Below are 14804 nucleotides of genomic sequence, written 5' to 3'. Positions count from 1 at the left end.
GAGAACCCGAACATGTACAAACTCGAAGTTCAGGACCTGCACAAACGCTACGGCAGCCATGAGGTGATCAAGGGCGTGTCGATGGCGGCCAAGGCGGGCGACGTGATCAGCATCATCGGCTCCAGCGGCTCGGGCAAAAGCACCTTCCTGCGCTGCCTGAACCTGCTCGAGCAGCCGCATGCCGGCAAGATCCTGCTCAACAATGAAGAGCTGAGGCTGGTATCGGCCAAGGACGGTTCGCTGCGCGCCGCCGATGCCAAGCAGCTGCAGCGCATGCGCTCGCGCCTGGCCATGGTGTTCCAGCACTTCAACCTGTGGTCGCACATGAGCGCCCTGGAGAACGTGATGGAAGCGCCGGTGCACGTACTCGGCATGAGCAAGGCCGAAGCCCGCGACAAGGCGGAACATTACCTGGCCAAGGTCGGCGTTGCGCACCGCAAGGACGCCTACCCCGCGCATATGAGTGGTGGTGAGCAACAGCGCGTGGCAATAGCCCGTGCTCTGGCCATGGAACCGGAGGTGATGCTCTTCGACGAACCCACTTCGGCGCTCGACCCCGAGCTGGTCGGCGAAGTGCTCAAGGTGATGCAGGACCTGGCCACCGAAGGTCGCACCATGGTGGTGGTGACCCACGAAATGGGTTTTGCCCGCGAGGTGTCGAATCAACTGGTGTTCCTGCACAAGGGGCTGGTCGAGGAGCGCGGTTGCCCGAAGGAAGTGCTGGCCAATCCGCAATCCGAGCGACTGCAGCAGTTCCTTTCCGGCAGTCTCAAATAATAAGAAGCTAGACTGCGTCTCAAAGCCTGTTCAAAGTCTTGCGAGCTAGAGGCATGCAAGGCAAAAACAGGCGAGGAAGCGGAGTGTACTTTTGTACATGAGCATTCCGAGCCTGTTTTTAACGCAGCAGGCCCGACGCGCAGCAAACTGTGAACAGGCTTTCATGACCCCCCATCGAATTGGCTTTTTATACTGGCCCGGCACCAAGGCCCTGACCCTGTCCCTGGCGGAGGAGGCCCTGCGTGTCGCCCAGCGCGTGCATCCGGAAGTGGTGTACGAGCTGGTGTTCCTCCAGGCCGAGCCGCTGGCGGCCGGTGACTGGCGTCTGCCGGGCGAGCCCTGGGCCGGGCATCTGGAGGGGCTGGACAAGCTGTTCCTGTTGGCCGATGCGCCGCCGGCGCAGGTTTCTGCCGGTCTGGCGGCTGCGCTCAAGCAGCAGGTGCGCAGTGGTTGTGTGATTGGCGGGCTGTCTGCCGGGGTCTATCCGCTGGCTCAGCTCGGTTTGCTCGATGGTTATCGCGCAGCAGTGCACTGGCGCTGGCAGGACGATTTCTCCGAGCGCTTCCCTAAGGTCATCGCCACCAGTCATCTGTTCGACTGGGATCGTGATCGGCTGACCGCCTGTGGCGGCCTGGCGGTGCTCGATCTGCTGCTGGCAGTGCTGGCACGCGATCACGGCGCCGAACTGGCCGGTGCGGTGAGCGAGGAACTTGTGGTCGAGCGCATTCGCGAGGGCGGTGAGCGTCAGCGTATTCCACTGCAGAATCGCCTGGGCTCCAGCCATCCGAAGCTGACCCAGGCCGTGCTGCTGATGGAAGCCAACATCGAGGAGCCGCTGACCACCGACGAGATCGCCCAGCATGTGTGCGTGTCGCGTCGTCAGTTGGAGCGCATCTTCAAGCAGTACCTCAACCGCGTGCCCAGCCAGTATTACCTGGAGCTGCGCCTGAACAAGGCGCGGCAGCTGCTGATGCAGACCAGTAAGTCGATCATCCAGATCGGCCTGTCCTGCGGCTTCTCTTCGGGGCCGCACTTCTCCAGTGCCTACCGCAACTTCTTCGGCGCCACGCCGCGCGATGATCGCAACCAGCGTCGCAGCAACAGCCCCTTCGAGCTGACCTCCACGCCGGTCGAGCGTGGTTGATCGGGGCGGTCGCGGCTAAAGCCCCTCCCACGGTATGCGCTGGCGGTAGCCCGGATGAAATCCGGGGCGATCTGTTGTCGGCCCCGGATTGCATCCGAGCTACGCAAGCAGGACTTTCGATACCGACCGGTCAGCCTGCGGAGAATTTTTCCAGCGGCGTGCTCCAGGCGGCGATCTGCGATTAAACTGCGCCTTTCCGACGCTTTCTGTCGCTTGGACGAAAACCCGCGGAAAACCTGGGGTGGCGCTGTAAGAAGTTGTCGCATGGCGACAATGCCGGCCCCGATTCAGTCCCTACAATCCTTGCATTCCCTGTCGTTTCGGGCGCTTCGCCGCCTGCAACGGCCGGTATTTCTCATCAGGAGAGCTTTGATGTCCGTTCAGCACGATGCGGTGCAACGCGCCGATTTCGACCAGTTCATGGTCCCCAACTACGCCCCTGCTGCCTTCGTCCCCGTGCGCGGCCTGGGTTCGCGAGTCTGGGACCAGAACGGTCGAGAGCTGATCGACTTCGCCGGCGGCATCGCCGTCAACGTGCTTGGCCACTGCCACCCGGCGCTGGTCGCGGCGCTGACCGAGCAGGCCAATACCCTGTGGCACATCTCCAATGTCTTCACCAACGAGCCAACCCTGCGCCTGGGCAAGAAGCTGGTCGAGGCGACTTTTGCCGAGCGTGTGTTCTTCTGCAACTCCGGTGCCGAGGCCAACGAGGCGGCGTTCAAGCTGGCCCGTCGCGTCGCCCATGACCGTTTCGGCCCGGAAAAGCACGAGATCATCGCCGCCACCAACAGCTTTCATGGCCGCACGCTGTTCACCGTCAGCGTCGGCGGTCAGCCGAAGTACTCCGACGGCTTCGGCCCGAAGATCCAGGGCATCACCCATGTTCCGTACAACGATCTGGACGCGCTGAAAGCCGCCATTTCCGACAAGACCTGCGCAGTGGTGCTGGAGCCCGTGCAGGGCGAGGGCGGCGTGCTGCCAGCGGACAAGGCTTATCTGGAAGGCGCCCGCGAGCTGTGCAACGCACACAACGCGCTGCTGGTGTTCGATGAGGTGCAGAGCGGCATGGGCCGTACCGGCGAACTGTTCGCCTACATGAACTACGGCGTGGTGCCGGACATTCTCTCCAGCGCCAAGAGCCTGGGCGGTGGTTTCCCCATCGCGGCGATGCTCACCACCACCGATCTGGCCAAGCATTTCTCGCCTGGCACCCACGGCACCACCTACGGCGGCAACCCGCTGGCCTGTGCAGTCGGTGAGGCGGTGCTGGATATCGTCAACACCCGCCAGACCCTGGACGGTGTGAAGGCCAAGAGCGAGCAGTTCAAGACGCGCCTGCTGGCTTTGGGCAAGCAGTACGGTCTGTTCGAGCAGGTGCGTGGCATGGGCCTGCTGCTCGGCTGTGTACTCAACGAGGCGTGGATGGGCAAGGCCAAGCAGGTGCTCGATGCCGCCACTGCCGAAGGCCTGATGATTCTGCAGGCAGGCCCGGACGTGGTGCGTTTCGCTCCGAGCCTGGTGGTCGAAGAGGCCGATATCGACGAAGGCCTGGCGCGTTTCGAGCGTGCGCTGAGCAAACTGACGGCCGCCTGAGTTTTTGCCGACTTGCCGTGGGAGTGGCTTTGGCCGCGACAATCGCCGCTGCGACTGCATGGATGCAGGAGGTAGAGCGAAGCAGGATGCCCGAGCCGAAAGCGCCTCCCACGGCTGTTTGCCCGACCCGGGCTACGAATACCCTGTTAAGAAGGAGTGACCCATGCTGGTGATGCGCCCTGCGCAAATGGCGGACCTGGCCGAAGTGCAGCGACTGGCTGCTGACAGCCCGGTGGGTGTCACTTCGTTGCCCGACGATGCAGGCCGGCTGGGCGACAAGATCGCCGCCTCGGATGCGTCGTTCGCCGCCGAGGTCAGTTTCAATGGCGAGGAAAGCTACTTCTTCGTCCTCGAGGACACCGAGAGCGGCCGCCTGGTAGGTTGTTCCGGCATCGTCGCCTCGGCGGGCTATTCCGAACCCTTCTACAGCTTTCGCAACGAAACCTTCGTGCACAACTCGCGTGAGCTGAAGATCCACAACAAGATTCACGTGCTGTCGCTGTGTCACGACCTGACCGGCAACAGCCTGCTCACCAGCTTCTACGTCGAGCGCCCGCTGGTCAGCAGCGTGTTCGCCGAGCTCAATTCGCGCGGGCGCCTGCTGTTCATGGCGGGTCACCCGGAGCGCTTCGCCGATGCCGTGGTGGTGGAGATCGTCGGTCACAGCGACGAGAACGGTGATTCGCCGTTCTGGGACGCGCTGGGACGCAACTTCTTCGACATGACCTACGCCGAGGCCGAGCGCCTGTGCGGGCTCAAGAGCCGCACCTTCCTCGCCGAGCTGATGCCGCATTACCCCATCTACGTGCCGCTGCTCTCGGACGAGGCGCAGGAGGCCATGGGGCAGGTGCATCCGCGCGCGCAGATCACCTTCGACATCCTCATGCGCGAAGGCTTCGAGACCGATCACTACATCGACATCTTCGACGGTGGCCCGACCCTGCATGCACGCACCTCGGGCATCCGCAGCATCGCGCAGAGTCGCCTGGTGCCGGTGAAGATCGGTGAGGCCGATGTGGGCGGACGCCAGTACCTGGTGAGCAACGGCCAGTTGCAGGATTTCCGCGCCATCGTCGCCGACCTCGACTGGGTGCCGGGCAAGCCTGTTGTACTCAGCGCACAAGCGGCCGAGGCCCTGGGTGTCGGCGAAGGCGCCAGCGTCAGGTTGGTAGCGGTTTAACAGGCTCTCTCCGGCTGGAGTGGGCGCCCTTCAAGGGCAGAGGAGAGTGCCGGCGGCGCTCTTGAGGAATCTGGAGGCTTTATGATTGTTCGTCCCGTGCGCAGTGCCGACTTGCCGGCCCTGATCGACCTGGCTCGCAGCACCGGCGCCGGCCTGACCACGCTGCCGGCCAACGAGGAGCGCCTGGCGCACCGGGTCGGCTGGGCGGAGAAGGCATTTCGTGGCGAGGCCGAGCGGGCCGACGCCGACTACCTGTTCGTGCTCGAAGACGATGCCGGCAAAGTGGTGGGCATTTCTGCGGTGGCCGGCGCCGTCGGCCTGCGCGAGCCCTGGTACAACTACCGTGTGGGCCTGACCGTCAGCGCCTCGCAGGAGTTGAATATCCATCGCCAGGTGCCGACGCTGTTCATGGCCAACGACCTGACCGGCAACTCCGAACTGTGCTCGCTGTTCCTGCACGCCGATTACCGCACTGGCCTCAACGGACGTTTGCTGTCGAAGGCGCGCTTTCTGTTCATCGCCGAGTTTCGCGAGCTGTTCGGCGACAAGGTGATCGCCGAGATGCGCGGCATGTCCGACGAGCGTGGGCGCTCGCCATTCTGGGAGAGCCTCGGCCGGCATTTCTTCAAGATGGAGTTCTCTCAGGCGGACTACCTCACCGGCGTCGGCAACAAGGCCTTCATTGCCGAGCTGATGCCGAAGTTTCCGCTCTATACCTGCTTTCTTTCCGAGGATGCGCGCGCTGTGATCGGCCGTGTGCACCCGGACACCGAGCCAGCGCTGGCCATGCTCAAGGCCGAGGGCTTCAGCTATCAGGGTTATGTCGACATCTTCGATGCAGGTCCGGCCATCGAGGCGGAAACCGCGAAGATTCGTGCCGTGCAGGGCAGCCAGAACCTGGTACTGGCCATCGGTACGCCGGGTGATGACGCCAAACCGTTCCTGGTACACAACCGTAAGCGCCAGGACTGCCGCATCACCGCTGCGCCTGCGCGCCTGGCGGCCGGCACTCTGGTGGTCGATCCGCTGACCGCCAAGCGTCTGCGCCTTTCCGCTGGTGATCAGGTACGTGCCGTGGCGCTGGCGGCGCACGGCTGAGTTAGGGTTTTGCGCGGCGGCCCGAGCAGGCCGCTGGAAAATGCTGGGAGTGGTAAAACAAAATGAACACTCATTACATCGCAGGTCAGTGGCAGCCCGGTCAGGGCGAGTCGCTGCAATCGCTCGACCCGGTCAGCCAGGCCGTGCTCTGGCAGGGTCGGGGCGCTACCGCTGCGCAGGTCGATGCAGCCGTTGCCTCTGCGCGTGGCGCTTTCTCATTGTGGGCCGCGCATTCGCTGGATGGCCGCATCGCCGTGCTGGAGCGCTTCGCCGCCTGCCTGAAATCGCGTGCCGACGAAGTGGCCCGGGCAATTGGCGAGGAGACCGGCAAACCATTGTGGGAAGCTGCCACCGAAGTGAACAGCATGGTGGGCAAGGTCGCCATTTCCATTCAGAGCTATCGCGAGCGCACAGGTGAGAAGAGCGGCCCGCTGGGCGACGCCACTGCGGTGTTGCGCCACAAACCGCATGGGGTGGTCGCGGTGTTCGGTCCCTACAACTTTCCCGGCCACTTGCCTAACGGCCATATCGTGCCGGCGCTGTTGGCTGGTAACTGCGTGCTGTTCAAGCCCAGCGAGCTGACGCCGAAGGTAGCCGAGTTGACCGTGCAATGCTGGATCGAGGCCGGGCTGCCCGAGGGCGTGCTCAGCCTGCTGCAGGGCGGCCGCGAAACCGGTGTCGCCCTGGCCGGCCATCCTGGTATCGACGGGCTGTTCTTCACCGGCTCCAGCCGCACCGGCAACCTGCTGCATGCCCAATTCGCCGGGCGCCCGGACAAGATCCTGGCGCTGGAGATGGGCGGCAACAACCCGCTTATCGTCGATCAGGTCGCGGACGTCGATGCCGCCGTGTACACCATCGTTCAGTCCGCGTTCATTTCTGCCGGCCAGCGCTGCACCTGCGCGCGCCGCCTGCTGGTGCCGCAAGGGGAGTGGGGCGACGCTCTGCTGGCGCGTCTGGTGCAGGTCGTCGGGCAGATCAAGGTCGGTCGCTTCGACGAGCAGCCGGCGCCGTTCATGGGCTCGGTGATTTCCCTGCAGGCCGCCGCGCAACTGATGCAGGCCCAGCAGGACCTGCTGGCGGGCGGCGCCACCGCATTGCTGGCGATGACCCAGCCGCAGGAAGGTGCCGCGCTACTGACGCCCGGCATTCTCGATGTCACAGCGGTTGGCGAGCGTCCTGACGAGGAGTTCTTCGGCCCGTTGCTGCAGGTGATCCGCTACGACAGTTTCGAGGCTGCCATCGCCGAGGCCAACGCCACTGCTTACGGCCTGGCCGCCGGCCTGCTGTCCGACTCACGTGCGCGCTTCGAGCAGTTCTGGCTGCATAGCCGCGCCGGCATCGTCAACTGGAACAAACAGCTCACTGGCGCCGCCAGCACTGCGCCTTTCGGTGGTATCGGCGCTTCGGGCAACCATCGCGCCAGTGCCTATTATGCAGCGGATTACTGCGCGTACCCGGTGGCCGGGCTCGAGAGCGAAAGCCTGGCCTTACCCGCGACTCTGACCCCGGGAGTGATTCTGTAATGACCGCTTATGAAATGAATGTCGACGGCCTGGTCGGGCCGACTCACAACTACGGTGGATTGTCCTACGGTAACGTCGCGTCGCAGAGCAACAGTCAGGCCGTGTCGAGCCCCAAGGAGGCTGCCAAGCAGGGCCTGGCGAAGATGAAGGCGCTGATGGACATGGGCTTCAAGCAGGGCGTGCTGGCCCCGCAGGAGCGTCCGGACGTCGCTGCGTTGCGCAGCCTGGGCTTTACCGGCAGCGACGCGCAGGTGATCGCCAAGGCTGCCAAGGGCGCCATGCCTTTATTGGTTGCGAGCTGTTCGGCCTCCAGCATGTGGACCGCCAATGCCTGCACTGTCAGCCCCAGCGCCGACACGGCCGATGGACGCGTGCATTTCACCGCTGCCAACCTCAACTGCAAGTTCCATCGCAGCATCGAGCACCCCACCACCAGCCGCGTGCTGCAGGCGATGTTCGCCAGCGATGCGCACTTCGCTCATCACCCGGCGCTACCGGCGGTGAGCCAATTCGGCGACGAGGGTGCGGCCAACCACACGCGCTTTTGCAAGGGGTACGGCGACGCCGGTGTGGAGTTCTTCGTCTACGGCCGCAGCGCTTTCGACAGCCGCTATCCGGCCCCGCAGCGCTACCCGGCGCGGCAGACCCTGGAAGCCTCTCATGCGGTGGCTCGCTTGCATGGCCTGGGCAAGGCCGGGGTGGTGTTCGCCCAGCAGAATCCGGAAGTGATCGATCAGGGCGTGTTCCACAATGACGTGATCGCCGTGGGCAATGGCGAGGTGTTGCTCTATCACCAGGATGCCTTCCTGGGTACTGACAAGGTACTGGCCGAACTGGGTGAAAAACTGGCTCGGCGCGGCGGCAACTTCCAGGCCATCTGCGTGCCAGCTTCTGCCGTCAGCGTGCAGGATGCGGTGCGTTCCTATCTGTTCAACAGCCAACTGCTGACCCGCGCCGATGGCGGCATGCTGCTGGTGGTACCGGAGGAGTGCAAGAGCAACGCCAGCGTCTGGCGCTACCTGGAGCAACTGACCGCCAGCGGCGGTCCGATCCGTGAGGTGCGCGTGTTCGACCTCAAGCAGAGCATGCAGAACGGCGGTGGTCCGGCTTGCCTGCGCCTGCGTGTGGCGCTGAATGAGCAGGAGTTGGCTGCGGTAAATCCGGGCGTGCTGATGAGCGATGCGCTACACGACACTCTGGTGGCCTGGGTCGACAAGCATTACCGCGACCGCCTCAGCGAAGCCGATCTGGCCGACCCGCAATTGCTGACCGAATGCCGCACGGCATTGGATGAACTGACGCAGATCCTTAAACTGGGCTCGGTCTATCCTTTCCAGATAGCCTGAACCTGACCTCGATTCCCGGAGATTTTATGAGCGACGCGCTGCAACTGATTCTTGAAGACAACGACGGTACCCAACTGGAAACCTCCTGCAGCCGCTTTGCCGTGGTCTGGCAGGGCAAGGAGCTGTGGGTCCAGGCCGTTGGCGATCAGTTGCTGATCGGTGTCGATGTGGAAGAGGGCGATACCGAGTACGTCAACCTGCTGTTGCGTCCACAGGCCACCAACCTGGTGAGCCTGCAGCTGGAGATGGAGCCGATGATCGCCGATGAGGATGATCATGTTCATGGTCCGGACTGCAACCACTGATTGAATCTTGTAGGGTGTGCCGGGCGGCGCTCCGCTTCAGCCCACCAAGGCTGGCCGCTGTTGGTGGGCTTAAGCCCACCCTACAAAAATGCTGCTAACCAAGGAGTCCCCATGCTTGCCCTCGGCAAACTGCTTGAACTGACCCTGGCCGGCCACGAGCCGTCGGCGAAGATTCAACTGACGCCCGATGGTACGCGTCTGCGTTGGCTCGACGAAGGTGCGCTGGAGGTGACTCCGCCTGCAGCGCGCGACAATGGCCTCGACCTGCTGCTGTCTGCCGGTGTCCACGGCAACGAAACCGCGCCAATCGAGCTGCTCGATCGTCTGCTGCGTGGCATCGCGCGCAATGAGCTGCATCCGGCTGCGCGTATTCTCTTTCTGTTCGGCAATCCCGAGGCGATGCGCCACGGTGAGCGCTATATCGAGCAGGACCTCAATCGCCTGTTCAGTGGTCGTCACGAGCAATCCAGTGGCTTCGAGGCCATTCGGGCCTGCGACCTGGAGCATCTGGCCGCCACCTTTTTCGGCAAGCAAACGGGTCGCACTCGCCTGCACTACGACCTGCACACGGCTATTCGCGGCTCGAAGATCGAGCAGTTCGCCCTCTATCCCTGGCAGGAAGGTCGCGCCCACTCGCGTCGCGAGCTGGAGCGCCTGCGCGCTGCCGGTATCGAGGCGGTGCTGTTGCAGAACAAGGCGTCGATCACCTTCAGCGCCTACACCTATGCGCAGCTCGGCGCCGAGGCCTTCACCCTGGAGCTGGGCAAGGCACGTGCCTTCGGCCAGAACGAGTTGGTCAACCTCGATCTGCTGGAGCATGCGCTGCACGCACTGATCGAAGGGCGCGATGTGATCAGCGGCGAGCCGACGCTCGATGGCTTGCAGCTGTTTTCGGTATCACGCGAGGTCATCAAGCACAGCGACAGCTTCCAGTTGCACCTACCGGAGGACATCGAAAACTTCACCGAGCTGGAGCCTGGCTCCCTGCTCGCCGAAGACATCGCCGACAGCCGCTGGATAGTGGAAGAGAAGGGGGCGCGGATCATCTTCCCCAATCCCAAGGTCAAGAACGGCCTGCGCGCAGCCATTCTGATCGTCCCGGATGACGGTGCCGGCTTGCTGTAGTCCCGGATGCAATCCGGGGATGACCGGCACATTTTCCCCGGATTGCATCCGGGCTACGGTGTCGGCAAGTTGCTTTATCGCGCAACTGTATCTTTCACCGTCTGTGCGACCTCTTTAGCATGAGCCTTTCGCCAATTGCCGGGAAAGCCTGTCATGCCCCTGATCGACCTGCGTAGCGACACCGTCACCCAACCTACCGCCGCCATGCGCGAAGCCATGATGGCTGCCGAGCTGGGTGATGATGTATACGGCGAAGACCCCACGGTAAACCGTCTGGAGGTCTGGTTGGCCAATGAGCTGGGCTTCGCGGCGGCGCTGTTCGTCCCCACCGGCACCATGAGCAACCTGCTGGGCCTGATGGCCCACTGCGAGCGGGGTGACGAATACATCGTCGGCCAGCAAGCGCACACCTACAAGTACGAGGGCGGCGGTGCGGCCGTACTCGGCTCCATCCAGCCTCAGCCGATCGACGGCGAAGCCGATGGTTCTCTGGACCTGGCCAAGGTCGAAGCGGCGATCAAGCAGGACGATTTCCACTTCGCCCGTACCCGTCTGCTGGCGCTGGAAAACACCATGCAGGGCAAGGTGCTGCCGCTCGACTACCTGGCTGCCGCCCGCGAACTCACTCGTCGCCGTGGCTTGAGCCTGCACCTCGATGGCGCCCGCCTGTACAACGCGGCGGTCAAGCTCGGTGTTCCGGCGCGCGAGATCACCCAGCACTTCGATTCGGTCTCGGTGTGCCTGTCCAAGGGGCTCGGTGCGCCCGTTGGCTCCGTGCTCTGCGGCAGCGCTGCGCTGATCGCCAGGGCGCGCCGTCTGCGCAAGATGGTCGGTGGTGGTATGCGTCAGGCTGGTGTGCTGGCGGCGGCAGGCTTGTATGCGCTGCAGCATCAGGTCGAGCGCCTGGCCGAGGATCATGCCAACGCGGTACGCCTGGGCAGCGCTCTGACCGAACTGGGCTACAGCGTCGAGCCGGTGCAGACCAACATGGTCTACGTGCAGCTCGGTGAGCGGGCCAGCACGGTCAAGGCCTTCATGGCCGAGCGCGGTATCGCGGTGACGGCCGCGCCCCGCTTGCGCCTGGTCACCCATCTGGATGTGGGGGCTGGGCAGATCGAGCAGGTTGTGCAGGCCTTTACCGAGTTTTCTGGCGTCTGATCATCTCGGGAAGTTCTGCAGGCACAGGCTGGTGGATGGGCTCTGTAGCTCGCCGTAATGGGGAGGTTCGATGCCCACCGGGAGCAGCAGGGATATCGCTTTGTAGGATTCCAGCAGCCTGCGCAAGGCGGGTGGAGCGGAGGGTTTCTGCAGGAAGCCCAACGCCTGTATGCCAACCTGTCTGGCCTTCAGGGTTGCTTGCTCGAGCTGTGCGCGGTGACTGTTGCCGTGCACGATCAGGGCGTAGAAGGCGCGTTGCTCGCTCAATTGTTTGAGCCAAGCCAGGCGAGCTTCGTCATCAGGCTGCAGGTCGCTAATCAGGATGTCCGGGCTGCCCCGGCGCGCCATCAGGTCAGCGGCCTGCGCAGTGTCGTCGGCGGTCATGACCTGGTAGATCCCGCAAGCGTTCAACTGCTGATGCATGGCCAGCAACTGGTAGGGGTTGTGCTCGAGAAGAAGTATCTTGAGTGCGCGCATGGGGCCTCCCGACTGACGACAGCTGCGGGCACTCTAAAGATGGGAGGGTAGGGGCTGTATAAGACGTATCTGAAAAACCCGTGGTTCCTGCTTCCATTGTATCGATGGTCCTTTGCTCGATTTTCTGCAGGTGATAGGGCAGCACTATCGAGAAAGGCACTAGCCGCGGGCTGTGGGCCCTATATAATGCGGCCCTTTCAGACTGCGCGAAATCTGCTGCGCTCGGTCATGTGGCGTCAAAAACAGGCTGCTCGCCAGCTCGGTCGACATGCTCATTTACAGCTTGTACACCGCGTTTTCTCCTGTTTGACCTTGCCTGGCCCTTGCTCGCCCTGTTCGCGTGGTCTGCTTTGCCGGCTTTTGCCGTGGCCGCCTGACTCCGTGGATATCCCTATGAAAAGCGCAGAAATCCGTGAAGCCTTCCTGAGCTTCTTCGAAGAAAAAGGGCACACCCGTGTCGCTTCCAGCTCGCTGATTCCGGCGAACGACCCAACCCTGCTGTTCACCAACGCGGGCATGAACCAGTTCAAGGACTGCTTCCTGGGCCTGGAAAAGCGCGCCTACACCCGCGCCACCACCAGCCAGAAGTGCGTGCGCGCCGGCGGCAAGCATAACGACCTGGAAAACGTCGGCTACACCGCGCGTCACCACACCTTCTTCGAAATGCTGGGCAACTTCAGCTTCGGCGACTACTTCAAGCGCGATGCCATTCATTACGCCTGGGAATTCCTGACTTCCGACAAGTGGCTGAACCTGCCCAAGGAAAAGCTCTGGGTCACCGTCTACGCCACCGATGACGAGGCCTTCGAGATCTGGAACAAGGAAATCGGTGTTCCCGCCGAGCGCATGATCCGCATCGGTGACAACAAGGGCGCGCCGTACGCCTCCGACAACTTCTGGGCGATGGGTGATACCGGTCCGTGCGGCCCGTGCACCGAGATTTTCTTCGACCATGGCGAGCACATCTGGGGCGGCCCACCCGGCAGCCCGGAAGAAGATGGCGACCGCTACATCGAGATCTGGAACAACGTGTTCATGCAGTTCAACCGCACTGCTGACGGTGTTCTGCATCCGCTGCCGGCTCCGAGTGTGGATACCGGCATGGGCCTGGAGCGCATCAGCGCCGTGCTGCAGCACGTCAACTCGAATTACGAGATCGACCTGTTTCAGAACCTGCTGGCCGCTTCGGCCAAGGCCGTCGGCTGCGCCAATGAAGGCCAGGCCTCGCTGAAGGTGGTGGCGGATCACATCCGTTCCTGCAGCTTCCTGATCGCCGACGGTGTGACCCCGTCCAACGAAGGCCGTGGCTACGTGCTGCGCCGCATCGTGCGTCGCGCTTGCCGCCACGGTAACAAACTGGGCGCCAAGGGCAGCTTCTTCTACCAGATCGTCGCCGCGCTGGTGGCCGAGATGGGCGAAGCCTTCCCCGAACTCAAGCAACAGCAGGCGCACATCGAGCGCGTGCTGAAGACCGAGGAAGAGCAGTTCGCCAAGACTCTGGAGCAGGGCCTGAAGATTCTCGAGCAGGATCTGGCCGGCCTGCAGGGCTCGGTCATCCCTGGCGATATCGTGTTCAAGCTGTACGACACCTACGGTTTTCCGGTGGACCTGACTGCCGATATCGCCCGCGAGCGCGAGCTGTCGGTGGACGAGGAAGGTTTCGAGCGTGAAATGGAGGCACAGCGCGAGCGCGCCCGTTCCGCCAGTGCCTTCGGCATGGACTACAACGCCCTGGTCAAGGTCGACAGTGACACCCGTTTCCTCGGCTACGAAGGCACCAGCGGCAGCGGCAAGATCATCGCCCTGTTTAAGGCCGGCAGCGCCGTCGACAGCCTCGCCGAAGGCGAGGAGGGCGTGGTGGTGCTGGATCAGACCCCGTTCTACGCCGAATCCGGTGGTCAAGTCGGCGACTGCGGCTACCTGGAAAGCGCTGGCGTGCGTTTCGATGTGCGCGACACCACCAAGGCCGGCGGCGCCTTCCTGCACCACGGTGTGGTGGCCAAGGGCGGTCTGAGTGTCGGCACCAGCGTCAAGGCCGAAGTCGAAGCCGGTGTGCGCCAGGCGACCGCGCTGAACCACTCCGCGACCCATCTGCTGCATGCCGCGCTGCGTCAGGTGCTGGGCGATCACGTTCAGCAGAAAGGCTCGCTGGTCGACAGTCAGCGCCTGCGTTTCGACTTCAGCCACTTCGAGGCGATCAAGCCCGAGCAACTGAAGCAGTTGGAAGACATCGTCAACGCCGAGATTCGCAAGAATTCCGAGGTCGAGACCGAGGAAACCGATATCGAGACCGCCAAGGCCAAGGGCGCCATGGCGCTGTTCGGCGAGAAGTACGGCGACCAGGTGCGGGTGCTTAGCATGGGCGGCGACTTCTCCGTCGAGCTGTGCGGTGGCACTCACGTATCCCGTACCGGCGATATTGGCCTGTTCAAGATCACCAGCGAAGGCGGCGTGGCCGCTGGCGTGCGTCGTATCGAGGCGGTCACTGGCGCGCAAGCGCTGGCCTGGCTCAACGGTGCCGAGGAGCAGCTCAAGGAAGCCGCGTCCCTGGTCAAGGGCAGCCGCGATAATGTGCTGGACAAGCTATCGGCGCTGATCGAACGCAACCGTCAGCTGGAAAAGGAGCTGGAGCAGCTCAAGGCCAAGGCCGCCAGTGCTGCCGGCAACGACCTGGCCGGTTCGGCCGTGGACGTCAAGGGTACCAAGGTGCTGGCTGCGCGTCTCGATGGTCTGGACGGCAAGGCGCTGCTGGCACTGGTCGACCAGTTGAAGAACAAGCTGGGCAGCGCTGTGATCCTGCTCGGCGGTGTGTTCGACGAGAAGGTGGTGCTGGTCGCCGGCGTGACCCAGGATCTGACCGCCAGGGTCAAGGCCGGTGACCTGATGCGTCAGGCCGCTGCAGCCGTGGGTGGCAAGGGCGGTGGTCGCCCGGACATGGCTCAGGGCGGCGGCGTCGATGCCGGCAAACTGGATGAAGCCCTGGCTTTGGCCGCTACCTTGGTCGAGCAGGCTTCGTAACGAGCGAGAGCGGGGCCCGCAGTGCGTCCGGCGGGCCTTGGCAGTATGACCCGATGC

General features: G+C 63.5%; 12 protein-coding genes. 11 read left to right on the top strand and 1 reads right to left on the bottom strand.

Features of this window, described 5'->3' with window-relative positions:
• Positions 1-12: 12 nt before the first annotated feature.
• The 10 genes from INS93_RS08645 (at position 13) to ltaE (ending at position 11252) form a co-directional block, all read left to right on the top strand.
• A complete protein-coding gene (locus INS93_RS08645) occupies positions 13-777 on the top strand; it encodes an ABC transporter ATP-binding protein (protein ID WP_160020305.1) in 765 nt (254 codons plus the stop codon).
• 163 nt (positions 778-940) lie between these two features.
• A complete protein-coding gene (argR, locus tag INS93_RS08640; protein ID WP_160020304.1) occupies positions 941-1921 on the top strand; it encodes a transcriptional regulator ArgR in 981 nt (326 codons plus the stop codon).
• 372 nt (positions 1922-2293) lie between these two features.
• A complete protein-coding gene (locus INS93_RS08635; RefSeq protein WP_160020303.1) occupies positions 2294-3514 on the top strand; it encodes an aspartate aminotransferase family protein in 1221 nt (406 codons plus the stop codon).
• Positions 3515-3677: 163 nt separating this feature from the next.
• Positions 3678-4694: an arginine/ornithine succinyltransferase subunit alpha gene (gene aruF / locus INS93_RS08630; RefSeq protein ID WP_192981055.1), complete on the top strand. Its 1017-nt coding sequence runs from the start codon at positions 3678-3680 to the stop codon at positions 4692-4694.
• 81 nt (positions 4695-4775) lie between these two features.
• Positions 4776-5792, top strand: coding sequence for an arginine N-succinyltransferase (gene astA, locus INS93_RS08625; protein WP_160020301.1), 1017 nt, complete (start codon positions 4776-4778; stop codon positions 5790-5792).
• Positions 5793-5854: 62 nt separating this feature from the next.
• Positions 5855-7318: a succinylglutamate-semialdehyde dehydrogenase gene (gene astD / locus INS93_RS08620; protein ID WP_192981054.1), complete on the top strand. Its 1464-nt coding sequence runs from the start codon at positions 5855-5857 to the stop codon at positions 7316-7318.
• On the top strand, positions 7318-8664 hold the full coding sequence (gene astB / locus INS93_RS08615; RefSeq protein WP_192981053.1) for an N-succinylarginine dihydrolase: 1347 nt from the start codon (positions 7318-7320) through the stop codon (positions 8662-8664). Before astD ends, astB begins: the two co-directional genes overlap by 1 nt.
• 26 nt (positions 8665-8690) lie before the next feature.
• Entirely contained in the window at positions 8691-8969 is a 279-nt protein-coding gene (locus INS93_RS08610) for a hypothetical protein (RefSeq protein ID WP_003461883.1), read from the top strand.
• Positions 8970-9080: 111 nt separating this feature from the next.
• Complete coding sequence (astE, locus tag INS93_RS08605) at positions 9081-10094, top strand: succinylglutamate desuccinylase (protein WP_192981052.1); 1014 nt, start codon at positions 9081-9083, stop codon at positions 10092-10094.
• Between the two features lie 153 nt (positions 10095-10247).
• Positions 10248-11252: a low-specificity L-threonine aldolase gene (gene ltaE, locus INS93_RS08600; RefSeq protein WP_192981051.1), complete on the top strand. Its 1005-nt coding sequence runs from the start codon at positions 10248-10250 to the stop codon at positions 11250-11252.
• Here the strand turns inward: ltaE and INS93_RS08595 are convergent, their stop codons facing one another.
• Positions 11253-11729 carry a response regulator gene (locus INS93_RS08595; RefSeq protein WP_192981050.1) on the bottom strand — a complete coding sequence of 159 codons (477 nt, stop codon included), beginning with the start codon at positions 11727-11729 and terminating at the stop codon, positions 11253-11255.
• Positions 11730-12122: 393 nt separating this feature from the next.
• Here INS93_RS08595 and alaS point away from each other — a divergent pair, with 393 nt between their 5' ends.
• Complete coding sequence (gene alaS / locus INS93_RS08590) at positions 12123-14747, top strand: alanine--tRNA ligase (RefSeq protein ID WP_192981049.1); 2625 nt, start codon at positions 12123-12125, stop codon at positions 14745-14747.
• Positions 14748-14804: the final 57 nt, after the last annotated feature.

This window comes from Pseudomonas sp. EggHat1, from assembly GCF_014892995.1.
Classification (GTDB): domain Bacteria; phylum Pseudomonadota; class Gammaproteobacteria; order Pseudomonadales; family Pseudomonadaceae; genus Aquipseudomonas; species Aquipseudomonas chaetocerotis.
The sequence above is the reverse complement of the archived record's forward strand: the minus strand, read 5'-3'. Positions and strand labels throughout refer to the sequence as shown.